At 37.4% G+C, this 22,646-nt stretch carries 22 protein-coding genes and 1 pseudogene; 17 read left to right on the top strand and 6 right to left on the bottom strand.

What is annotated here, in order from left to right; all coding sequences use genetic code 11:
• Positions 1-30: 30 nt before the first annotated feature.
• The 3 genes from FPG78_RS02215 to FPG78_RS02205 all read right to left on the bottom strand — a co-directional run bounded on the left by FPG78_RS02215 (position 31) and on the right by FPG78_RS02205 (position 2,375).
• Positions 31-396: a TraR/DksA family transcriptional regulator gene (locus FPG78_RS02215; protein ID WP_144086422.1), complete on the bottom strand. Its 366-nt coding sequence runs from the start codon at positions 394-396 to the stop codon at positions 31-33.
• 98 nt (positions 397-494) lie between these two features.
• Positions 495-1,244, bottom strand: a complete 750-nt coding sequence (locus tag FPG78_RS02210; protein WP_144086421.1) for a zinc ribbon domain-containing protein — start codon at positions 1,242-1,244, stop codon at positions 495-497.
• Between the two features lie 3 nt (positions 1,245-1,247).
• Positions 1,248-2,375 (bottom strand): Nif3-like dinuclear metal center hexameric protein, encoded by a 1,128-nt coding sequence (locus tag FPG78_RS02205; RefSeq protein ID WP_144086420.1) that lies wholly within the window; start codon positions 2,373-2,375, stop codon positions 1,248-1,250.
• A gap of 131 nt (positions 2,376-2,506) precedes the next feature.
• Between FPG78_RS02205 and lpxK the strand changes: the two genes are divergently transcribed.
• From lpxK to FPG78_RS08020, 3 genes are all read left to right on the top strand, one after another.
• Positions 2,507-3,559: a tetraacyldisaccharide 4'-kinase gene (lpxK, locus tag FPG78_RS02200; RefSeq protein ID WP_186292411.1), complete on the top strand. Its 1,053-nt coding sequence runs from the start codon at positions 2,507-2,509 to the stop codon at positions 3,557-3,559.
• Positions 3,560-3,939: 380 nt separating this feature from the next.
• The gene (locus FPG78_RS08025; RefSeq protein ID WP_144086418.1) at positions 3,940-4,680 is read left to right on the top strand and encodes a putative porin; all 741 of its coding nucleotides are present in this window, start codon (positions 3,940-3,942) and stop codon (positions 4,678-4,680) included.
• Positions 4,681-4,691: 11 nt separating this feature from the next.
• On the top strand, positions 4,692-5,942 hold the full coding sequence (locus FPG78_RS08020) for a putative porin (protein WP_144086417.1): 1,251 nt from the start codon (positions 4,692-4,694) through the stop codon (positions 5,940-5,942).
• Positions 5,943-6,393: 451 nt separating this feature from the next.
• Here FPG78_RS08020 and FPG78_RS02185 read toward each other — a convergent pair whose 3' ends face one another.
• Entirely contained in the window at positions 6,394-6,615 is a 222-nt protein-coding gene (locus FPG78_RS02185) for a PD-(D/E)XK nuclease domain-containing protein (protein ID WP_144086416.1), read from the bottom strand.
• A 27-nt stretch (positions 6,616-6,642) separates the two neighbouring features.
• Between FPG78_RS02185 and FPG78_RS02180 the strand changes: the two genes are divergently transcribed.
• The 10 genes from FPG78_RS02180 (at position 6,643) to FPG78_RS08015 (ending at position 15,432) form a co-directional block, all read left to right on the top strand.
• On the top strand, positions 6,643-7,308 hold the full coding sequence (locus FPG78_RS02180) for an ABC transporter permease family protein (protein ID WP_186292410.1): 666 nt from the start codon (positions 6,643-6,645) through the stop codon (positions 7,306-7,308).
• A gap of 798 nt (positions 7,309-8,106) precedes the next feature.
• A complete protein-coding gene (gene atpB, locus FPG78_RS02175; RefSeq protein WP_144086414.1) occupies positions 8,107-9,153 on the top strand; it encodes a F0F1 ATP synthase subunit A in 1,047 nt (348 codons plus the stop codon).
• 57 nt (positions 9,154-9,210) lie between these two features.
• A complete protein-coding gene (gene atpE / locus FPG78_RS02170) occupies positions 9,211-9,447 on the top strand; it encodes an ATP synthase F0 subunit C (protein ID WP_144086413.1) in 237 nt (78 codons plus the stop codon).
• 212 nt (positions 9,448-9,659) lie between these two features.
• A complete protein-coding gene (atpF, locus tag FPG78_RS02165; protein ID WP_144086412.1) occupies positions 9,660-10,157 on the top strand; it encodes a F0F1 ATP synthase subunit B in 498 nt (165 codons plus the stop codon).
• A 21-nt stretch (positions 10,158-10,178) separates the two neighbouring features.
• On the top strand, positions 10,179-10,718 hold the full coding sequence (gene atpH, locus FPG78_RS02160; protein WP_144086411.1) for an ATP synthase F1 subunit delta: 540 nt from the start codon (positions 10,179-10,181) through the stop codon (positions 10,716-10,718).
• Between the two features lie 208 nt (positions 10,719-10,926).
• Positions 10,927-12,513, top strand: a complete 1,587-nt coding sequence (gene atpA / locus FPG78_RS02155; protein WP_144086410.1) for a F0F1 ATP synthase subunit alpha — start codon at positions 10,927-10,929, stop codon at positions 12,511-12,513.
• A 206-nt stretch (positions 12,514-12,719) separates the two neighbouring features.
• The gene (gene atpG, locus FPG78_RS02150) at positions 12,720-13,610 is read left to right on the top strand and encodes an ATP synthase F1 subunit gamma (RefSeq protein ID WP_144086409.1); all 891 of its coding nucleotides are present in this window, start codon (positions 12,720-12,722) and stop codon (positions 13,608-13,610) included.
• Between the two features lie 400 nt (positions 13,611-14,010).
• The gene (locus FPG78_RS02140; RefSeq protein ID WP_144086408.1) at positions 14,011-14,901 is read left to right on the top strand and encodes a hypothetical protein; all 891 of its coding nucleotides are present in this window, start codon (positions 14,011-14,013) and stop codon (positions 14,899-14,901) included.
• Entirely contained in the window at positions 14,870-15,316 is a 447-nt protein-coding gene (locus FPG78_RS02135; protein WP_144086407.1) for a hypothetical protein, read from the top strand. Before FPG78_RS02140 ends, FPG78_RS02135 begins: the two co-directional genes overlap by 32 nt.
• On the top strand, positions 15,304-15,432 hold the full coding sequence (locus FPG78_RS08015; protein WP_255431704.1) for a hypothetical protein: 129 nt from the start codon (positions 15,304-15,306) through the stop codon (positions 15,430-15,432). The genes FPG78_RS02135 and FPG78_RS08015 overlap by 13 nt, the downstream gene beginning before the upstream one ends.
• Positions 15,433-15,554: 122 nt before the next feature.
• Here the strand turns inward: FPG78_RS08015 and FPG78_RS02130 are convergent.
• Positions 15,555-16,043: pseudogene (locus FPG78_RS02130) on the bottom strand (Ulp1 family isopeptidase); the annotation flags it as partial.
• Positions 16,044-16,165: 122 nt separating this feature from the next.
• Entirely contained in the window at positions 16,166-16,645 is a 480-nt protein-coding gene (locus FPG78_RS02125; protein ID WP_144086405.1) for a hypothetical protein, read from the bottom strand.
• 531 nt (positions 16,646-17,176) lie between these two features.
• Here FPG78_RS02125 and vgrG point away from each other — a divergent pair.
• The 4 genes from vgrG (at position 17,177) to FPG78_RS02105 (ending at position 22,592) form a co-directional block, all read left to right on the top strand.
• Entirely contained in the window at positions 17,177-18,970 is a 1,794-nt protein-coding gene (vgrG, locus tag FPG78_RS02120) for a type VI secretion system tip protein VgrG (RefSeq protein WP_144086404.1), read from the top strand.
• A 188-nt stretch (positions 18,971-19,158) separates the two neighbouring features.
• On the top strand, positions 19,159-19,467 hold the full coding sequence (locus FPG78_RS02115) for a PAAR domain-containing protein (protein WP_144086403.1): 309 nt from the start codon (positions 19,159-19,161) through the stop codon (positions 19,465-19,467).
• 18 nt (positions 19,468-19,485) lie between these two features.
• On the top strand, positions 19,486-19,890 hold the full coding sequence (locus FPG78_RS02110) for a GPW/gp25 family protein (protein ID WP_144086402.1): 405 nt from the start codon (positions 19,486-19,488) through the stop codon (positions 19,888-19,890).
• A gap of 215 nt (positions 19,891-20,105) precedes the next feature.
• Entirely contained in the window at positions 20,106-22,592 is a 2,487-nt protein-coding gene (locus FPG78_RS02105) for a hypothetical protein (protein ID WP_144086401.1), read from the top strand.
• The last annotated feature ends 54 nt before the right edge of the window (positions 22,593-22,646 follow it).

The raw sequence follows: 22,646 nt of genomic DNA, 5'->3' as shown, positions 1-22,646 counted from the left end.
AACATAACTAGTAAAACCTAGCCATTACGTTTATTTTTTTGTATTTAACTTGGCATCCACTGCATACATTGTATGAGGTACTACCTTTAAACGCTCCTTATCTATCATTTTTCCCGTTAATACACAAATGCCATAAGTGCCATTTTTAATGCGCTGAATAGCAAGCTCAATTTGCTTGATAAACTTTTGTTGGCGCTCCGCCAATTGACCTACATTTTCTGTCTCTATTACCTCTGCATTTTCCTCAAATGGTTTACCAGCAGGCTCAAGACCGGCCTCTTGACGACTTAAAACTTTTTCCAATACTTGAAGTTCATGGTTCGCTTTTTCTAATTTTTCTAAAAGAATTTTTTCAAAAAATTTTAAATCCTCAGATGAGTATGCTTCCTCTTCCATAACTTTTTGATCTTAATGGTAAATAACCTAACGTAACAACTTTAAAAATGGCCATTACATTACACCACCCTAGTAACTTAACTTTCTTTGCTTATGCCTTAACCAACAAACAATAGCTCGTTTATAGGCTGTTCTAAAGCAATTAACATTCTACCACAATGTTCGCAAAGTACTATTTTATTGCGTTCATATACGCCTATTTTTTGCTGAGGAGGAATTACAATACAACACCCGCCACAGGCTCCTTTTTTAATAGGGACTACAGCTAAATTATTAGGCACATTTTTTCTGATCCTTTCGTAAGCAAGGTATAAAGGCTCACCGAGCACTGCTAGAATAGCTTTTCTTTTTTCATGCAAGGAGCACTCGTCTTTTTCACTTGTTTTTAAAATTACCTGCAGCTCTTCTTTCTTTAAAACCAAATCGGCTTTTTTTGATTCCAATAGCTTACAAAGATTTTCTAAATGAGCCTGCTCTTGCTCTATATTGCCATACGCAGTACGTAGAAACTTTTCTGCAAGCTGCATATCCAACTTATGCAATTCAAGCTCCTTGGTAATCGCATCATACTCCCGATTGTTACGGACCTCCATTTGTTGCGCTTCGTACTGCTGGAGCTTCTTTTCGGCTTGCTTGATAAATGCTTTTTTACTGACTACCTCTTCCCGCAACGTGGCCAATAGCGATTCACGCTCTTTGATGGTTGCAGATAAGGTTTCTATATTCCTTTCTAAGGCGTATACCTCCTCTGGAAGGGTTCCTCTAAGCTTTACAATATCATTAAGATGCGTATCAGTTTCCTGAAGCTCAGAGAGTTTTGTTAATTTAATTGCAATATTTTTATCCATTGGTTAGTCGTTAATGTGATGAACAGGATTGGTAATAGTTTTGCAGCGCAGTATTACAATATTATTAAATTCTTCTGATAATAATGCAAGTATTAGTTTTTTCAGACCCAACCGAGTAGCATGGTACCCTACATCAATCAATAATGTTTTGCCATTAGCCTCTAAAAACTGCTCATATTGTAAGCCTGTTGTAATAAATGCATCTATCTTTTTGGCTAGCACTTCCTTGAGTAGCTGGCCACCACTTCCAGCATAAACGGCGACCTTTTTAATGGGCCGGTCGAAATAATTGGTATGCTGAAGATAGGATAAAGTCAATTTTGTTTTGATATATTTTAAAAAATATTTTTCTGGTAGCTCTATGGGCAGCCTACCTACTACACCACTGCCTGTATTGTTTACAATAACTGCTACCTGCTCTAAATAGTAGGTGACTTTTTCATAAGGATGTACATGTAGCAACGTTTGAATGATCTTTTCTTTGCAAGGTATGGGTACTATAAAAGTAAGCTGGCTTTCTTGTGAAAATTCTACCTTTGAACCAAAAGAAAGATGTGATAAAGAAGCTGATCCTGTTCCACAATGGAGGTTAGCAGCAACACTTGTTAAATTTTGAGTCGCTAGTACAGCCCCTACTTGACATAAAGATTGAATTAAATGTTTTGCTGCATGAGGTGGCACAAAAGTAGTAAGCTTATGCAACATTACTTGATGGGGAACAATGGGGTGGGTATCTTGTAATTCAATAAAATTAGCGATTCTATGGCTGGTTCCCCGACCTAGATGATCTAAATTGGTGCTAAAAACATAAATAGTAAGCTCATGTTTTATCGCTTTGATCACACATCTTCCAGCATAGCTTTCTGGAATGATTTGAGCCATTGGCTCAATAAAAATAGGCTGATTTACAATTATAAAATTGCATCCTTTTTCAACAGCCTCATCCAATACTGTTTCTGTTATATCCAAAGCAATCAGTATGCCAGTCACTACATTAGCTATATCGCCAACTACAATGCCAGATGCTGCTACACCATTTTGGCTTTGCACCTGCACTTTTTGCTCCAAATAGTTTATAACATCCGATATAGTAACAGTAGGATCGCTATATCTTGGGGCTTTTATAGTCATCGTCGTGCTAATATAGGCAAAATATACAGGTATAAGATTACTCCGTTTAGATCTGAATTACCTTCAATATAAGAAATATATCGTTATTTGTGTAATAGCGTTGGTTAATTTTAAATTATAGAATGGTTTTTATGCTTTCACTAGGGTTGCAAATATTGAGTTGGGGGTATGGTGGCGTAGTTTCTTTACGCAATTTGCTCTACAAAAAAAAAGTTAAAAAAAGTTTTTTTTACAAAAAACCAATAGTGATTGGTGTAGGCAATCTTTCATTAGGTGGTACGGGCAAAACACCTTTGGTCATCTATTTGGTTCAACTGCTTGCTAAGGAGCACGTTGTAGCAGTGCTTAGTAGGGGGTATAAACGTACTTCAGTAGACTTTAAAGTAGTCAATGGGCTAGCATCTGCCTCCACAGCAGGTGATGAGCCTTACCTTTTGTATAAACATTTTTTAGGCAACCCTAATGTACTCATTACAGTTTGCGAAAATAGGGCCAAAGGGGTTGCAAAAATCATGGAATATAGGCCAAATGTTGAAGTCATCATTTTAGATGATGCTTTTCAGCATCTTAGCCTAACGCCTCACTTAAATATTCTCTTGACCACCTTTCATCAGCCTTTTTTTACGGATCATCTATTGCCGTTGGGTCGATTGCGTGAGCCACGTAAAGGGGCATCACGTGCAGATATCATAGTGGTAACCAAAAGCCCACCAAACTTAAGTCAATCAAAAATTGATGTCATTAAAACAGCTATGCAACCATACCATAGCAAAGCGCTGTCGATCTTTTTTACACATACTGTCTACCATGATCCTGTTGCTATAGGAGATTGCAAAACGAATCAGTTGCCTACTGTGCTATTGCTGGTTACAGGGATTGCAGATCCCCTACCCTTACGCATTTATTTAGAAACGAATGGACATAAAGTTACGCATCTTGCTTTCCAAGATCATCACTGGTTTAATGATGTTGATATATTAGACATTTTTAATCTATTTCATAAATTAAATGATCCAGATAAAGCCATTGTTACAACAGAAAAAGATTATGTAAGATTAATAGACCACCATGGAATAAAATTATTATCCAGATTACCTATATTCTATATTCCTATGGAAATAAGATTTAGCCAAGAGGCACAAGGGGATTTTGAGGAAAAAATTAATCAAGCTTTACTTTTTTAGCGTGATATGGGTAGCTTATTTTTATAAAATTATCCCTTCCAAAACCAGTTTTTACCTTACCACCTTTAATGTAGGCTATTTTTTACGTGACCGTAACTTTTTAGAAAGGGTAGACCTTCTGCAAAACCTATTTGTGATCAGCAGTTTTTAGGAGAAACGCAGTCGCCAGAATACTAAATGTATTTGAGGAGCATAGACAAGCGCCAAAATTGCCATTTAGCAATAGGTTTTCCAGAAGGTCTGGTGTTTTTCTTGGTTTAAGGTAATATGACCGGCAGGCTAAATGGATAAAAATTAAGATATTAGGGATGGTCGCCGATACATTATCTTGGCACCATTTACTCAAGAGACAATATATATTTTTTAAGTAGTAAATCATAATGGTAGATCTTTCGATTTGGTGGCGGTATAGTCTATTTGTTTTAGCCTTTTTTCTGCCATTTAGCGCTGATGGACAGGAAAAAGCAGAAGATATCTTTGAAAAGCCTGAAGAAGAAAAAGTTCAGGCAAGTTCTACTTTTTTTATAACACCACGAGCGGTAAAGCAGAACCATAGAAGGTATCATCGGATCGATCGTACTGTAACCAAAATGGACCGTTTTACAGTTGCAGAACGGCATAACTACAACTTTCAAGACCTTGGCAATCACTGGACAGCTGCCCAGCATATCTTTTATAGATTGCCCGAGCATATAGGTGCAACCTATGGCCTCTCTACTTATGATTTTTACTTTCAGCAACCTGAAGATATACGTTACTATCATACAGAGAAAGCATACGCATACTTTAACATTGTATTAGCCAATCTAGGTAGTTTTGTATTTAATGGCTGCTATACCCAACGACTGTTTAAAAATTGCCATATAGGTACAAATTGGTATGGTGCGATGACAGAAAATGAATGGCCGCATACCAAAGATGATAAAATTGTAAATGCCTTCCCCTATTTTGACATTTTTACCCATATTAAAAGCCCAGACGAATCCTATCACCTATTCACCAGCTGGTCTAGTATGGAATATATAACTAGAGAGACGGGGGGGTACGTTCCAAGGCAGGTAAATTTGCATTTGATGAACCAGATGCAAGTAAGCGTTATCGGTCTTCTTTTCCACTATTGAAAGAAGCATCTATGGAAAATAAGATCGACAAAGCAAAGAAAGTCATGCACAAAGACACTAGAGGCCATTTCTACCTCTACCACCATTATGACTTTAGCAAACCATTCCAATTATACCATGAACTGCATTATAGGCGTAAAACGAATCTATTTACCATTAAACAATCAGATGAGTTATTAGATTTTATAGCGCATAACCCATATCCCCATGATGCATCCTACAAAGACCACAACAGCGTTGTGATGCATACCTTTGGCAATGAAATAGGCATTAAAGGAGATATTACCCAACCTGACTTATTCTATGCAGTACATTATAGGCTCGAAAATATTTATTTAAACTATAACTTCTCGCAACCTAAAGGAATAGCAAATGATACTTCAAAAAAGAAAGCAAAGGAAGCAAACGAGCACTACTTAGGCGGTCATACGCGGTTGCATTTTGCAGGCCATAGTAAGCTTGATATAGATGGGGATTATCTATTAGAAAAAGGAGGGTATCATAAACTAAATGTAGCCTACCAAAACAATTTTTTTAAGCTTGCCTGTCATACGGTTAAGCACAAGGTACCCTATATAGTAACCCATGGTTATAGCAGGTATAGGCCATGGCATAAGGATTTTCGAGCACCATCTGCATTTGCAGTGGATACAGAGATATGGCACAACTGGCCCCATATAACCATTCATCCCATCCTATCTTTTAAAAAGATATACAACCACATCTACTACGCAAAGGCTGTTGTAAATGGTAATAATGACCATTGTATTGCTGAGCCTATGCAGGCTACTACACCTATTGACCTCCTTTCTTTAGGAGGCAACTTAAATTTTTGTTTCTTTTCTTATTTCCATTTTGACAACAACCTTACCATCTTAAAGGACCTCAGCAGCGGGAGCAAAATTTTTAAAGGCTATATCCCGCCCTGTATCTATACAGGCCGGTATTATTATGCACACCAACCCTATGACAAAAAGATGGATATAGAAACAGGTCTAAATATACATTTTAAAGAGCTCTACTACGGGGATGGTTACGATATAGTGGCACAGCAATTTTTCCGCCAAAACAAATTTGCCGTACAGGGTAGACCCATTGTAGACATTTTTTGTAATGTTCGCATCAACAATTTAAAGCTTTCTTTTAAATACAGCTATATCAATGACTTTTGTTATACAGAAGGGGGCTATTTTGCTACACCATTTTATCCTGGCCTAAAAAAGGCAGCTGATATTGGTATACATTGGTCTTTCTTTGATTAGCCTTTTTTGCGCGCCCTGTTTCCTGCAAATTCCCGGGCATAAACGCATTTGAAGAAAAGCTATGCATTTGGTACACAGAAAGGATAATGAAACCATTTGAGGCAAACAATTGGCAAAAGTTTCCAGTAGATGCTTTTACTAATTGGCCAAAAAAACACACATACCTAATAGGAGGTTCCTGTGCTTTGCTTTTGCTTGTTTTTCCTTTGGAAGGTGTACAAAGAGCACGTTTTTATACTATAGATCTATCACAACAGACTCAACCTAAATAATATTTACACACTTAAAACAAAAGACCCAATTCTTGTTTTTGATACTGGTGTTATATCTGTATTTTTCCCTTTTGGAAGCTTATTTCCTGCACTTGTATTCCCCTTTACTACCTTTCTCCCCTGTTTATTTAGATTCTTTTATCCAGAACGAGCTACTCCTTTATACGCTTGATAACCAATTACTCTTCTAAGTGTTCTTCGTGTATTTCATAGTCCCAGTTATCTATCATTCTGCTTTCCTCATTGAAGTTAATGCCTAGTAGTATAATGGCCTTTTGTCTGAGTAAGTAAGGCTTATAATATCCGTTTGATTTAATTTGTTCTAAGGCTATTTTTCCACCCCTATTTGTATTGCATTTTTGTTTATGTTCTTTTCTCTGGGTATGTTGGCTTATATGCATGAAGCAAGCTTACTGCAAGCTGCTAGTATGAGCGCCATAATTTTTTCCGTTCCATTACAATCCCTTGTATTAACGGTCAATGACTTAACCATAGTATCTATCAATGCATTGCTATTAAATTTTAAATTTTTACTTATGTCAGCTATGCTATTATCGATATGGAATCATGGTCATAACTTGCATGCAAAAGAAGTACCCGATCAAGCGTCAAATCCGTCAAATCCAATTGAACAAACGCTTCTTGAACAAACGCTTCATAAAAAATCAGGATTGACTTTCATTTCTAAACTTTTAAAAAAATTGAAATACATGATAAGTTTACATTTTTTATGTAGTAGTACGTATATGGTCTCTATGACAAGGCCAGATAAAGATAACTGGAGTTTTTACCTTGGTGTATCCATACCTAGCTATATAACAGCTATTATAGCAACGGTTTTAAGGTTTTTAACTTTTGATATAGCTTATGATTGTAGGTATATTTTAAAAAATGCAGCGCATATTGTACTGCCTATACATTTTCTCTGTCTTACCATAAAGCGTAAGCAAGAAAAACGTGTCATCTTGGCCACCTACTTAGGCATATTGCTATCACCTTTAGTGACGCGTTTGGGCATGTTTTCAATATTTGCATGGCTCATTATCGCTACCCTAATCTATCTAGTAAAGTATAAACAATGTGGATCAAAATAATAGTGGCCGCATGCATTGTATTTTTAATACGCGTGTTACCCTTATTGGTGTCATTTAAAAAAACAATCGTCCAGCAACCATTGAGTGGCTAGACTATATGATTTGTCTTATTACAGGAGAGCTCATATATACTATGGGCTACAGAGATATAAAAAGTATTTCTGATATGATACCAGCTACTATTACACTACTTACAGCAACTATAATAATGTTTTGGACAAATAGAATCTCCCTAAGCTTAATCATAAGCTTAGTCATATATCTTTTATGTATATACATGCGCTATTAGGATGAGCTGGCTCGAATATGATTATGATCAGTTTAAAAAAAAATATTTGGATTTAACTTTAAACCGACATTCCTCACAAAATTGTTTAATTATGTATTTAAAAAAGTTGCTAAATAAAAATAATTTTACTACATGAAGGAGGATAAGCGGATGCCAAATCGTAGAACACGCTTATAGAAGTTGTTATTTGCTTGTAAACCAGGTTTTATACTAATCATTTTCAAAAGTACTCTACTTTTTTGATTGGTTAATATAAAAATAAGATCCGGTATGTAACTCCTGGACCTGACCATAAACAGCCTAATAAAATGCTGTTTTGAATATAAACTGATATGTTCTCGATGTTGACCCTTCATATATGTATATAGTTTATTATTGATAACCAAGTAAATGATAAATTTAAAAATTTATTTTTTTGTGCGGAATGTCGGATACACATCTTATCTTTTGAAAAATTCCTTGCAACTACGTACCTTAGCATAGTGGATGTTTATTTTATCTAACCACTTATGGTACACGCTACATTATTTAAGCTATTTTATTCCATTTTAAAGCGGCCTATGTGCACCAAAAAAGCATATTGGGTATTATATCTATTGGGATTGATGGCTCCTTTTAGTGCCCATGCTACCCCACAAAAAGAGGATTGTCTGATGGAGCATATAGCAGATGCACATAGCTGGCATTTTGCAACCATTGCTGGCAAGCATATTGAGCTGCCATTGCCCATTATACTTTACTCTTCGGATAAAGGCATAGAATGTTTTTCCTCTGCGCGTTTTTATGATCAGCACCACCAGCCTACCCCCCATCGTAACTATTTCCTTTTGGATCAAAAAATTCACTGTCTAGATCCAAATAGATCTGTTGTAGACCTATCGATTACTAAAAATATAGCCGCCATGTTTTTAAGCATCCTGCTGCTAGTAGGCGGGCTGCTATGGACCACAAGCAAATATCGGAGCGCGCCACTTGCGCCACCTAAAGGATGCTTTGCTTGTATAGATCTGATCATATCCTTTATAAAAAACGAAATAGCTATTCCTAATATAGGCAAGCAGCATTATACAAGATTCCTTCCCTATCTATTAACCATTTTTTGCTTTATATGGCTCAATAATCTTTTAGGATTGCTGCCAGGTGGTGCCAATGTAACAGGCAACATTTCAGTTACCCTGGTATTGGCTGCTTTTACCATTTTTATTACCATTTGCAGCGGCAACAAACAATATTGGCGCCATATATTTAAGCCAGAAGGTGTACCCAATTGGTTATTACCCATTATGATTCCAGTAGAAATGTTGGGTATTCTAACCAAGTTTTTTTCCCTTATGGTGCGGTTATTTGCCAATATTACAGCAGGTCATATCATCTTACTAAGCATTATAGGACTTGTCTTTACTATGAAAAGCACATACATAGGCTTTATGGTTAGCGTACCTTTTGGCACTTTTATGTTTTTACTAAAACTGCTGGTTGCATTTTTGCAAGCCTATGTTTTTACACTACTTTCTGCCATTTATTTTGGACAAGCTGTTGATCAAGAAAGCCATTAATATGGTAGTTTTTATGTATATTTACCTAACGTCTTTAACAATTAAACAGGAATTTTTATGTTGGCTTTATTAGATATGAGTTTATCATACGCTGGTGCTGGTATTGGTGCAGGTATCATTGCTTTAGGTGCAGGCATTGGCATTGGTAAAATTGGATCTGTTGCTATGGAGGCTATTAGTAGACAGCCAGAAATGAGCGCAAAGATCCAAACTGCTATGATTATTGCTTGTGCGCTTATTGAAGGTGTTGCGCTTTTTGGTGTACTGGTTTGTCTGTTGATTGCTACCAAGTAGCAATTTTCTTTCGCAACGCTAACTTCTGCTGGTAATTTGCACGGTGATCCAGGGGATCTGATCCGGTGCTTAAATCCTCACGTACATCTAGTACGCTCCGGTTTTGCGCTCCGTGTCTCCTACAAATTCCTAAGCATAAGCGCGTTCCAAAAGAAGGCTAGTACTGTTTTAGTCAACGCGTATACCTCTATTTTTCCACAACTATAGCTGTCATGAATTTAATAACCCCCGATTTTGGTATTATATTTTGGCAAACCACAACATTCTTAGTGGTCCTTTTCGTATTATCTAAATTCGCTTGGAAGCCTATCTTAGAAGTAGTGCAAGCACGGGAGCATGCAGTAGCAAATGCTGTAGATAAAATAGCTCAAGCACAAGCACTAATCAAGCAAGTGGAAGATGACAAAGTTAGGTTAATAGGAGAAGCGCATCTAGAGCGTGAGCGCATTATTGGTGAAGCACTAACGACCCAGCAAGCAATCATCAACCAAGCGCATCAGGAAGGTTTAGCGGTAAAAGAACAGTTGTTGGCACAAGCTAGAATCGAAATTACCAGAGAAGAAGCGCGTACCCTTGAAGCAGCGAGAGCCAATATCGGTGCATTGGTCCTTCAAGTTGCTGAGAAATTACTTGTTAAAGAACTAAGTGCAGATTCATCCCAATGGGAACTAATAGAGCGGTGCATGGCAAACGAGCACCCATCTGCTTAGTGCACATCAAAAGCCTAGTCTATGTTAAAAAAAAAGAAGATAGCCCAGCGGTATGCTAGCGTTTTTTTAGCTCAAGCCATTCAAAATGGCACCCTTACAACCATCAATAGTGACCTCTCTTTTTTGCAAAACCAGTTTAAAGACCATCCAATATTAGATAACTTACTGAATAATCCTACCATACCTCGCTGCGAAAAACAGCAACTGCTTCAAAAAATTTGCAGCCAAAATCTGAGTCCTATGGTGTGGAAGTTTCTTGAAATAATTATAGATCAACATCAAATTGGCTTGCTAAAAGAAATTTTAACTGCTTTTTCGATAGCCTATCGCCACCATATAGGGATTCAATCTGCCACTTTAATAACTGCTGTTGCCTTACCAGAAGCTTTAACCAAAAAACTAATAGAAGAGGTAAAAAAATGGGTCCCCTGTAAAGAAGTTTTATTGAAGCAACAAATTGATCCCTCTATTATTGGAGGCTATATTCTTGAAATGGATGCATTAAAGTTAGATAGAAGTATAAAATATGATTTACATGCACTACAAAGCGTTTTACATTAGACCCCTTTGGAAACCTATTGCTAAATGGCAATTTTGGGCTTGTCTATGCTCCTCACATATATTTAGTATGCTGGCGGCTACGCTTCTCTTAAAAATTTTTTATAACAGATAGATTTCGAAAGCGGTCTAGTAGACATTCTTTTATACCGCTCCTATTGAACAAACTATTGCGCGCTTCTATGGAGCAGACAAAAATTTAACTAAAGAAATGGCACAAATAAATACAGATGCGGTTACTGCAATACTCAAAGCACAATTATCCAACTTTAAAACAGAAACTGAACTAGCCGAAACAGGCATAGTGATCCAATCTGGCGATGGTGTAGTACGCATCTATGGTCTTTTAAATGTACAAGCAGGAGAGTTGCTTTCTTTTGCCAGCGGGGCCAAAGGATTGGCATTAAACCTAGAAGAACATATGGTAGGTGCCGTTATTTTGGGAGATGCCAACTCAATTAAGGAAGGGGATGTAGTTACAAGAAGCAAGCATGTAGCTTCCATTCAAGTAGGTGAAGGACTACTAGGCCGTGTAGTGGATACCCTTGGCCTACCTATAGATGGCAATGGACCTATAGTTGGAGAAACTTTTGAAATGCCTCTAGAGCGCAATGGCCCTGGTGTCATTTACCGTCAGCCCGTAGATGCACCCCTCCAAACAGGATTAAAAGCCATTGATGCAATGATTCCTATTGGCAAAGGGCAAAGAGAGCTTATTATTGGTGACCGCCAGTCTGGTAAAACATCCATTGCGATTGATACGATTATCAATCAACGTAAATTATTTGAGCAAGGCAAACCTATTTATTGTATTTATGTAGCCATTGGTCAAAAAGCATCTGCTGTAGCTAATGTAGTAGACATATTGACCCGACATGGTGCTATGGCCTATACCACTATTGTAGCTGCATCCTCTTCTGCTTCGGCTCCTATGCAATCTTTTGCACCCTTTGCAGGAGCAGCTATTGGTGAATTTTTTAGAGATACGGGAAGAGACGCACTGATTATCTACGATGACCTCTCCAAACAAGCAGTTGCTTATAGAGAATTATCGCTGCTATTGCGCAGGCCACCTGGCCGGGAAGCCTTTCCTGGTGATATCTTTTACCTACATGCACGTTTATTGGAGCGTGCAGCACGCATTATTGCTAATGATGAAATGGCTGCTTCTATGAATGATATTCCAGATGCTTTAATTGGAAAAGTCAAAGGAGGAGGATCACTGACCGCATTACCTATTATAGAAACCCAAATGGGTGACGTATCTGCTTATATTCCTACCAACGTTATTTCGATTACAGATGGGCAAATCTTCCTAGAAATGAACTTATTTAACGCAGGTATCAAACCTGCCATTAATGTTGGCATTTCGGTATCCCGAATTGGCGGTGCTGCACAAATCAAGGCCATTAAAAAAGTAGCCGCTACCTTAAAACTCGATCAAGCACAATTTGCTGAACTAGAAGCTTTTTCAAAATTTAGCTCTGATTTAGAGACTACGACTAAAAAAGCTATTGAACGAGGTCGTAAAAACCAGGAACTACTCAAACAAAACTTGCACGCGCCTATGGCAGTAGAGGAGCAAGCTGCTATTTTATATATAGCTATGAATGGATACTTGGATAGTGTTCCACTGGATCAACTAAAAATATTTGAAAAGCAATTTTTGGAACGATTACGTGCCCAACATCCTAGCATGCTTGCAAGTATTGCCGGAGGCGCATGGGGAGACCAAATCATTCAAGTTCTGATAGAAATGGCCAAACCGCTTCTAATAAAGTATTCAGAAAGCGGTTAAAGAAATTGCGTCAACTTAAGGAAAAAGCATGCTAATACAGCAGTACAAAAAGCAGTTTATGGATAGTTAGTATATTCCTCTGCCCATGGCCGCCAATAAAAAGTTTGGCGCGCAGTAAAAGTAATGAACAAATACGTGTGGCCAAAAGGCTTAGTAAAGACGTAGATTTAGAGGTTAAAAAATAAAAATAAAGCAACCCGATCATTATGGCACATCTTAAAGAAGTAGTAGACCGCATCAACCTGATTGCCTTTACCCAGCAAATCACAAAAGCTATGAAGATGGTATCTGCTTCGAAATTGCATAAAATTCAGCAGGTTTTATTACCACTAAAAGCCTATACCACGCAATACAACAGATTGTTATATACTGCACTACAAAATATAGATGGAGCTGATCTAGTGCATTGTTTAACAAAACAAAAGACAGGTAGACGGCTATTGTTGATCGTAGTGGCTTCCAATCGAGGACTATGTGGCGCATTCAACAAAAATGTACTCAAAGCAGCCTATGAGCAGCTTACCAAACAAGAGGCTTCTACTACTGTAGAAGTGCTCGTTATTGGCAAAAAAGCCTATCAATTTTTTAAAAAGTCTACTATACCTGTTATAGATGCGTATGTAGACCTGTTAGAAAAAGCGGGTGATAAAGCAGATGACCAGGCAAGTGCTGCGCTTACTACTTATTGTATAGAAGCTTTCAAGCAAAATAAGTATACAGAAATTGCATTGGCTTATACTGCTTTTAAAAACGCTGCTAAGCAAGAAGTAGTGGTTGTACCCTTTCTACCTTTTTCGCCTCATATAGCAGAAGACTGCTCCCCTACCCGACCGCTCTACCATATGTATGAACCCTCTCGTCAGCTACTCATCGCACAACTGATTCCTAAGATACTCCAACATAAAATCATGCATATGTTGGTTGAATCCAGTGCAAGTGAACATGCTGCAAGAATGGCCACCATGAGTCAAGCAACAGACAATGCAGATGAACTTTTAAAAGTACTGCGTATCAGTTACAATAGAACTAGGCAAGCATTAATCACCAGTTCTTTAGCAGAGATTACCAGTGGTGCAGAAGCTTTAGCAGAAGCATAAGGCGTTTGTATGCTACTTTTTTCATATTTGTTCAGCCAATGGCTGGCGCTTAAGGAAAATAATCGCGGCGTCGCAAGTCAATAAAAGCCAACACTTATGTTCGACATGCAATAAACAATTTTCTTCTAGAAATTCTTTAAAAGCACATGAAAGAATACATACAGGAGCAAGCCTCACTTATGTACAACATATATCTTGCATAAGTTATAATATTTTTGGAAATTTGGCCCTTACACTACTATCTGTAGTAGATAATAAACCCACTGGTATGATAATAAAATTATAAGAAAGTAAATATGTATTTAACAAATAAAAAAATTAAAAAGTATATAACCATATCTTTATCCTATTGACGCAATTGTCGAGACCTTAGACCTCTTTTGAAACCTAATTAAATTTAATGTTACCAATCAGATTTTTAATGTTTTGCCTCATGATGCTATTGGGTAATCGTGCATATGCCGAATCTAGTAGTCTACCGAATGGTACGAATGAGGAAGTCCATCATCACACTAGTGATGGTAAAAAATTTCCAATTACGCTATCCTTTGATAGTCAAATAAGTCCATTATTCCATTCTCAGCATACAGGTACTGATCTTGCGTTATCAACAATGAATGGCCTGGCTTGTATAAGCCATAAACATGGTTGGCATAATAGCATTATTGGAACCCTTGCTAACACAGTACTATCGTTCTACATAGCATTATTAAATCATGAATTTACTGGACATGGCCTTAAGGGACAGGAATTTGGAGCCAAAATAAAAGACATTCATATAGGTTTGTTTACTGGTTCGGCTGGTAATGGCTGGATTCCGAATATACAAGAAAACGACATACGGACTATTAATGGGAATCAAGCCAACACTGTTTTAGCAGATAAGATTACCAATCAGCTACTACAAAATAGGCAAGCTATAAGTCCTGTTATTGCTGCTACTTATATCTTTAGTGCAGGCAATCAGATAAGTTATATATTCCGTCTTGGTTCTAGAGAGCACTGCGACATGAAATCCCATGTAGAAAATATGTATCTGCTCTATGGAAAGGACTCACTCCCAGTATCCAGAATGAAAGCATTCAATTACTTGGATCTGCTTAACCCTATGCTATTTGCATCGCTTTACTCGATAATAGCCAGGCGTGACGTCCGGGTTCCGACCTATCGACTCGGCATACTACCAGGGTTAGGGGAAACAGGTATTATACCATTAGTAAGGCTTATCCTCACCCCCTATAATGTGTTAGAAAAAAGAATTGATAGTATTATATATAGATGCTGCATATAGCCCTATTAAAATTGAATTTGGGTTCGGTAAGGAATTAAAATCAAATGATCCAGTAAAAGAGGGTGATTTTATTTTTTCATCCGATGCATATGGGCGCTTTACGGAAAAGGATAGCACTAATTTTACAAGCAGTTATACCTATTATGGAGCATTTGAAGTGGCCCATTTATTATCTATAGGTAGCGTAAAAACGGGCGTTACTTTATCAGCTTGGAGACAACCTGAACTGTTTGTAAAACATCCTATACATGCCCAGCTGAAGAATGGTGCGATGGGAATTTTAAATCTTAGTTACGCAATCAATGAGCGCTTCACTATAGTTGCTACAGCGGGATATAAGTCTGAGGGGTTTGTTATAGGCCGACCTGCTAGGGCATGTGCTTTAATAGGTTTAACAGGCCAATGGATATTATAGCGCTTTTTCCCTGTCGTCATTGCGCATTGTGGCCATTTTTCAGAAGACCTTCTTCAAAACCTATTTGTGATCAGCAGTTTTTAGGAGAAGCGCAGTCGAGCACCGCAGCATACTAAATGTATGTGAGGAGCATAGACAAGCTTCGACACCAAAACTGCCATTAGAAATAGGTTTTGCACCTAAACCGATACCTGTTCCCTATATAAAGTCTCCTTTGAGGATTTCGATTGCCATACGTTTACGGAAGTAGGGGTATGTCTTCCTGCTTGAAATCAATTTTAGCACCCCGTGCGGCGTAGTCAGCGAATTGGCATATAAAGACACCGCAGGCGCTACCGTCATGCTGAATGCTAGCGCCCTTCTGGTATTTGGATTCGAATATCCAGTTTTTGTCCCTTATTACATGACTAAAGTAGCTTAAAAGTTTTTTCTCACAATCCTCATTTTTTTCTCCTAATGAATCATAATATTCAATAACATTAAACGCTTCAGGATTTTCAGGCAAATTAATAACTGCTAAACACCAATGGTTCTCTAGATGAATGGGTATAATAATCATATCACAGGAAAATAGATCTCCCTTAATCCAACATTGCATTGTATCGTACTTATCTTTCGGACACGATTTAAGAGCTGAATAAAATAGGGAGTCAAATATATAAACCTTTGGTAGCTTATCGTCTTTTTTTGAACGATTCTCAATCATTTTCATGTATGCCATAATTACATTATCGGTAAGTCAACCATTTCCATTTAGATGTAGGAGCGCAAGCAGGTCCTTAGTGTAAAACTCTACGCCGTCAATTTTGATAGGAATTTTGCGATCAGATAGATCAGCCAATTCCTTATTTACTGGAGTAAGCATCTCTTCGGTGAGTGCCACATCTTGTGGGCTGAAGATGACAGCTCTGGGGTAATAAAGCAGCTATTTTCTGATTCTCTTATACCATATTCTTTATTATTTGCGCTATATTCTTGATTGCTTTTGGTTATATGTATAGGGAATTGGTTACCCACTTGCTTATTGCTTTTAGTTCCATTTATAGAGGGCTCAACATGTTGGTCAACTACCTCCTTGATTAGTGTTCTATCTTGCGAATAGAGCGATGGATTGTTGTTTGATATCGTACCTCTTAACAAGGGATTCAGTGGTTTGGTTATTGCTGACACATGGCCACCTCCTTTATTAGGCCTATCTGTATTACTTAGTAGAAATTTTTGCTTGGTTTTATTGGTTTTATTTAACCTTTTCAAGCATGCGCCATGGAGCATGGCATAGAAAAAAAGGATCAAAAAGAAACTGGACTTTATAGCGTAATTCCTAGTCATTAAAAAGCTATTGGTTAATATATCCATAAGGCATGATTAAGCTCATCCCTTCATGCTGATTAATGCTGATCTAAAGCTTAAAGCTAGCAGCCTGATGCGCTCGGGGATGAAGATTTAAAGCAATTTTATAATAGACCTTCTTCAAAACCTATTGCTAAATGGCAATTTTGTGGTCTATGCTCCTCAAATACATTTAGTATTCTGTGGTGCTCGACTGCGCTTCTCCTAAAAACTGCTGATCATAAATAGGTTTTGAAAAAGGTCTAATGTTTCACAAATAGTTCCTATAATGTAGCAATATTTTTAGAAAATGTTGTAAATAAACAGAAATAACGAAAGAGCCTACGCAAGCCGCTTTTATTAATATTTTAACAAGAAAATCAAGTTTATAGCCTAGTATTCTTGGAAATTTCCCCTTTATTTAATTTATTGCCCATAGTAAGGAGTTGAATACCTTTGAATTGGTTCACCCAATAGATCATCGGCCTAAATAAGCACAGGTTTAACCATATTTTTTATTTTTTTATCTCCATGGCAACAGCTATATCAGGTGATTTTATTAAGTACGCAATCAAGGTAGGTTCTAAAACGCTAGATGCAAGCTACCCAATACAATCTATAATTGTTGATAAAAAAATCAATAAAATTCCTTATGCAAAAATAGTTTTACATGATGGGAGCATCCAGTCACAAGCTTTTTCTATAGCCAATGACAAAACTTTTTCCATTGGCGCCACAGTTTCCATACGGGCCGGTTATAACGATGGATTAGAGCAGCTGTTCGAAGGTGTAGTGGCCAAATTAGCCATCCAGTCTCGGTCAACGGGATTATCTACCTTGACCGTAACCTGTAGAGATGCTAGCTATAAAACTACCCTTACCCCTAAAACCATGCATTTTGTCAAAAGCAAGGATAGCGATCTTTTTAAAAAAATACTAGGTAGTTATAGTGGATTAAGCCATAAAATTGAAGCAACCACCATTGTACACGAAAACATTTCGCAACATGAAATATCAGATTGGGATTTCTTGAATATTCGCGCCGAGGCAAATGGACAGGTCGTAGTGGTCAATGATGGAACCATTGCAGTAAAAAAACCCAAAGCAACTGGCAAAGGCGCCTTTACCTATACCTATGGAGTAGATTTTATTGAATTTGAAGCTGAAATAGATGCAAAAGACCCATGGTCAGCTGCTACTGCGCTATCTTGGAATAGCAGCAAACAAAATAAGGTTGTTGAAAAAGCAAGTGACCCAGGAGAACAGTCTATGGGAGACCTCTCCTATAAAAAATTAACCGCTGCTGCCCAACCAGGTAACGTTGCTATATCCCACGGTGGCCTACTAGATCCTTTGGAAATCAAAACGTTAGCAACTAGTTTACTAAACCGGAGTAGAATTGCTAAAATAAAAGGGAGCCTCACCGTTCCAGGTAATGCTGCATTACGCCATGATGGCTTGATAACCATCGCAAAAGGTGCAAGCCACTTTGAAGGAAATGCTTATGTATCTGGTATTCAGCATATTATATCAAATGGAAACTGGCAAACCCTATTAACCTTAGGGTTAGACGCACAACGTTATATGCACAAATACCATGACATTGGTGCACTTCCAGCAGCGGGCATGATGCCTCCCATGCATGGGCTACAGCTTGGTATTGTCAAGCAAATCACCCAGGATCCTCAAAAGCATAATCGAATTTTAGTACACTTGCCTTTGGTACAAGACAAACCCAAAGAGGGGATTTGGTGTCGCTTGGCTTCATTTTATGCTACGCAAGGGTCAGGTGCTTTTTTTATTCCAGAGTTAGAAGATGAAGTGGTAGTAGGCTTTGTCAATGATGACATCCGATTTCCTATTATTTTAGGTGCGCTGCATAGCAGCAAACATGCACCACCCAAAACAGTTGACCCTAAAAATCTTTTTAAATCTTTTATTTCTAGAGAAAAACTAGAGTTAAACTTTCATGACGATAAAGAAGGCCCTGAAATCATTATTAAAACACCCAAAGGAGGGCTGATTCAGATATCAGATAAGAAAAAAAGCATTGACATAGTAGACCAGAATGGTAATAAAGTGGTTTTAAGTAACGATGGGATCAATTTAACCAGCAGTAAAGATATTAATTTGAGTGCAAGAGCTAGCATCACCATAAAGTCAGGCAAAGATGTGATTGTAAGTGGCACACAAAATGTAAATTTTAAGAGTATGAATATTAATGCACAAGCTTCTATGAAAGCCATCTTAAGTGGCAATGCCAGTACAGAAGTAAAATCTGGTATGGCTACGATTATTAAAGGTACCACTGTACTAATCAATTAGCCCTCTTTGAAAACCTATTGCTAAATGGCAATTTTGTGGTCTATGCTCCTCAAATACACCTGTATTCTGCGGCGCTCGACTGTTCTTCTCCTAAAAATTGCTGATCACAAATAGGTTTCGAAAGAAGGTTAATAATAGAATTATTTTGTAGATTTTTATGTCTACATCATTATTATAAATAGCACACTATGCCACCTGCAGCCGTATTATTAAATAAACACATGTGCCCTATGGTGACGCCAGGTGTTCCACCTGTTCCCCATCTTACTGGAGGCATGATTATGCTGGGTTGTCCAACTGTTTTAATAGGCAAGTTCCCTGCAGCAAGAATGGGAGACACGATGCTTTGCAATGGGCCTCCACCCCATCCGGATACGATTGTAAAAGGATCGCTAACCGTTCTAATAGGCAAAAAACCAGCAGCACGCTTAGGCGATACAACAGGTATGGGTGGAATGATATTACAAGGATGCCCAACGGTAATGATCGGCGGATAAAATAAAACCAGTAGATATATGGAAGATGACAATAATTTCTTGGGTATAGGGTGGAAATTTCCACCTTCCTTTAACCACCATAGCAGTACCGTAGAGATGGTAAACGGATTGAATGATATTAGAGAAAGTTTAATCATCTTAATGCGTACCAGAGTAGGTGAACGGATTGTAGAGGAGCAATATGGTTGTGATCTGACGCCACTTGCCTTTCAACAATTGGATCTTAACCTAGAAACCTTTATGATCAATAACATCAAACAAACCATTACAGAACATGAGCCAAGAGTGGAGGTACTTGATGTTGCATTGACTACGCCAAGTGATGGAGAAGGGTCTATCGATATTAATGTAAGTTATAAAGTTAAAAAATTAGATATAGAAGAGACGATTCAATATGGCTACCATCCTATTTTTAACAAATAGCATGTCAGCAATACTGAAAATAAACAGCGTATAATAAGAAAAAATTTGCATACTACTTTCTGCTTGATTAAGAAGTAACCAAATAATCAACCGCTGTGCAAAAAGTTGCTGAAAGTACCATTTTCTTGTTTTATATGGCCACAAGGCTGAATAGCTATATTTATGCTTTAGACACTATAACTTCAAAAAATCAGCGTTATTTATAGATACAGACTATGGAAAATACCCCACTAGAACTGGATTATCCTTTTTTAAAGGAACAAGGAATCGCCTACATTCAACAATTAGCAGGAAAGAAATGGACAGACTATGGAGATCATGACCCTGGCATTACCATCTTAGAAGTACTTTCCTTTGCGATCATGGATCTAGAATATAGAACCAACTTCTATATAGAAGATATATGGGCTAAGGATCCTGACGCAGTAGTCCATTCCAATGAGCAACCATTCTACAAAGCTGAAGAGATTCTTCCGTGTAATCCACTCACCCAGTGGGACTTTTTAAAGATTGTGCTAGATGTTTCAGGGGTAAAAAACGCAAATATCTTTTTAAGTGATGGACCACAAGAAATTAAAGGGGGGTATAAGATTTTTGTAGATGTAGAAGAACGCATCAGCCGTACACCACAAGAAAAAGAGGTATTGGATTTAGTCAAGCAAAGATTGCATGCCCAAAGAAATCTATGTGAAGATTTCTTTCTTATTCAAACCATGGAAACACTACCCATTAGTGTTAAAGCAACCTTTGAGGTAGCCAATTGTTTGGCTTACGAAGAAGGAGAGACCATTATTGCGCATATATTGTTTGCGTTTCAAGAGTTTTTCTCGCCGCGTATTCCTTTTTACAGCATCAGTCAACTACTAGAAAAAGGCAGAACCATAGACCAAATCTTTACAGGACCACTTTTAAAACAAGGATTTATAGATGAAGAAGAGCTCATTTACCTAAAAAATAAATCTAGAATTTACGTAGTTGAACTCTTAGAGCAGGCTAGTAAAACTGGTAATATCAAAAATGTATTAAATTTTGAACTCTTTATCCATGAAGAAAATACAAGAACAAGTAGCGTCACGGTACCGGTCTTGCCAGATCGATCGTTAGTGCTTGATATTGCACAAAGTGAAATCATCCTCTATTATAATGGCCTACCCATCAATACAGACTGGGGAAAAGTGATTGATATGCTCGAAGATATAAAAGGAAGAGGCTCCTTAACAAAAGCCTACCTACAAGAGGAAAATGTCTTTGTTTTAGAAGGAAACTATAGACATTTAGAAGATCATGTTTCCATACAACAAGATTTTCCTTTACTCTATAATGTAGGCCATGAAGGGTGTACTCCATCCGAAACACCTGAAAACCACGCTAAAGCAAAACAATTAAAAAGTTATTTAATGCTTTTTGACCAGCTTTTTGCCAATTATTTGGGTCAATTATCTAATATCAAACACACTATGGCCATTTACAGTGAGGATTACAACAAGCCTAATGGCCGTTTGCCCTTGGACGTACCTAGAATGGATACCATTATTAAGCAACCTACTCAAGAAACTGACCCAGGTAATGATCTTGAGTTTGTGGTACAAAGAAAGTACCTAGACTTGAAAAAAGAAATAATAGATAGACCTACTGAAGATAAAGACCAGGCTGATGCAACTACTAAAATCTACTGTTCTTACATAAATAGGGCATTAGAAAGTGATATTAGAAGCTTAGATAAGCGATCAAGGGTGCTAGACCATTTATTGGCTTATTTTGCAGAACGATTTACCATCTACTCGCTGCACCTTTATCCTAAAAATGAAGAAACACAACTGGATGAGTTTAATAGAAATAAAGCCTTATTTCTAAAGGATTATATTGATATCAGTAAAAATAGAAACCGGGCAGCCCATATAACAAGCAATGAGATGAATAACTGGATCGACCATATGCCATCTGGGTTTAAGCGACGGATTTACCGGAATTTGGGTATTAAAAGTTTAGAAAAAAAGCTTTTCCATCAAGTAGTCAAAAATAGTATGTACTTAGAAAAAAAGGCTACACAATATAATTTGGATATTTTTCTAGGTAAAAATTCCCAGACAGAATATGATGACATTTTTATGTTTAGAGGAAAGTATGAAAACATTCAATCCTTGGTTATATCTTATGGTATCAATGAAAAAAATTATAATATTATCAAAAAACCAAATGACACTTATAGCATTCTACTCTATGTGGATAAAGTAAAAAAGAACACTATTGAGCTGGTTACCCAATCCATTACGGATATTAAGCAAGCAGAGGCTATTGTACAAAAAAGTGTGGAAGTGTTTAGATCATTGAATGAAGCATGTGAAGGGTTTCACTTAATAGAACATATCTTGCTTAGAAGTGACGATACATTAACAACCGAACAAGATTCCTATTCATTTATCATGACAATGGTTTTTCCTGCATGGCCAGCTAGATTTCAACAATCTTCGTTTAGGCATGCCGTAGAGGAAATGGTGTTAATGGAAGGCCCAGCTCATATACTTACCAATGTTCTATGGTTAGATTTTGAAGATATGGAAATTTTTGAAAAGGCCTATAAATCATGGATATTATTAAAAACTGATGCTAAATCTAGCAAAGCAGAAGTAGACGCAGCAGCCAAAGTACTAATGGATTTTATAGAACCTTATAGCAACAATAAAATAGATTTATGTGGATAACCCATAGTAGCGATTTGAAGCTATATGTTTTTAAACAGTATTGATTCAAGTTTG

Origin of the sequence: Cardinium endosymbiont of Dermatophagoides farinae, from assembly GCF_007559345.1 — a bacterium.
Classification (GTDB): Bacteria; Bacteroidota; Bacteroidia; order Cytophagales; family Amoebophilaceae; genus Cardinium.
The sequence above is the reverse complement of the archived record's forward strand: the minus strand, read 5'-3'. Positions and strand labels throughout refer to the sequence as shown.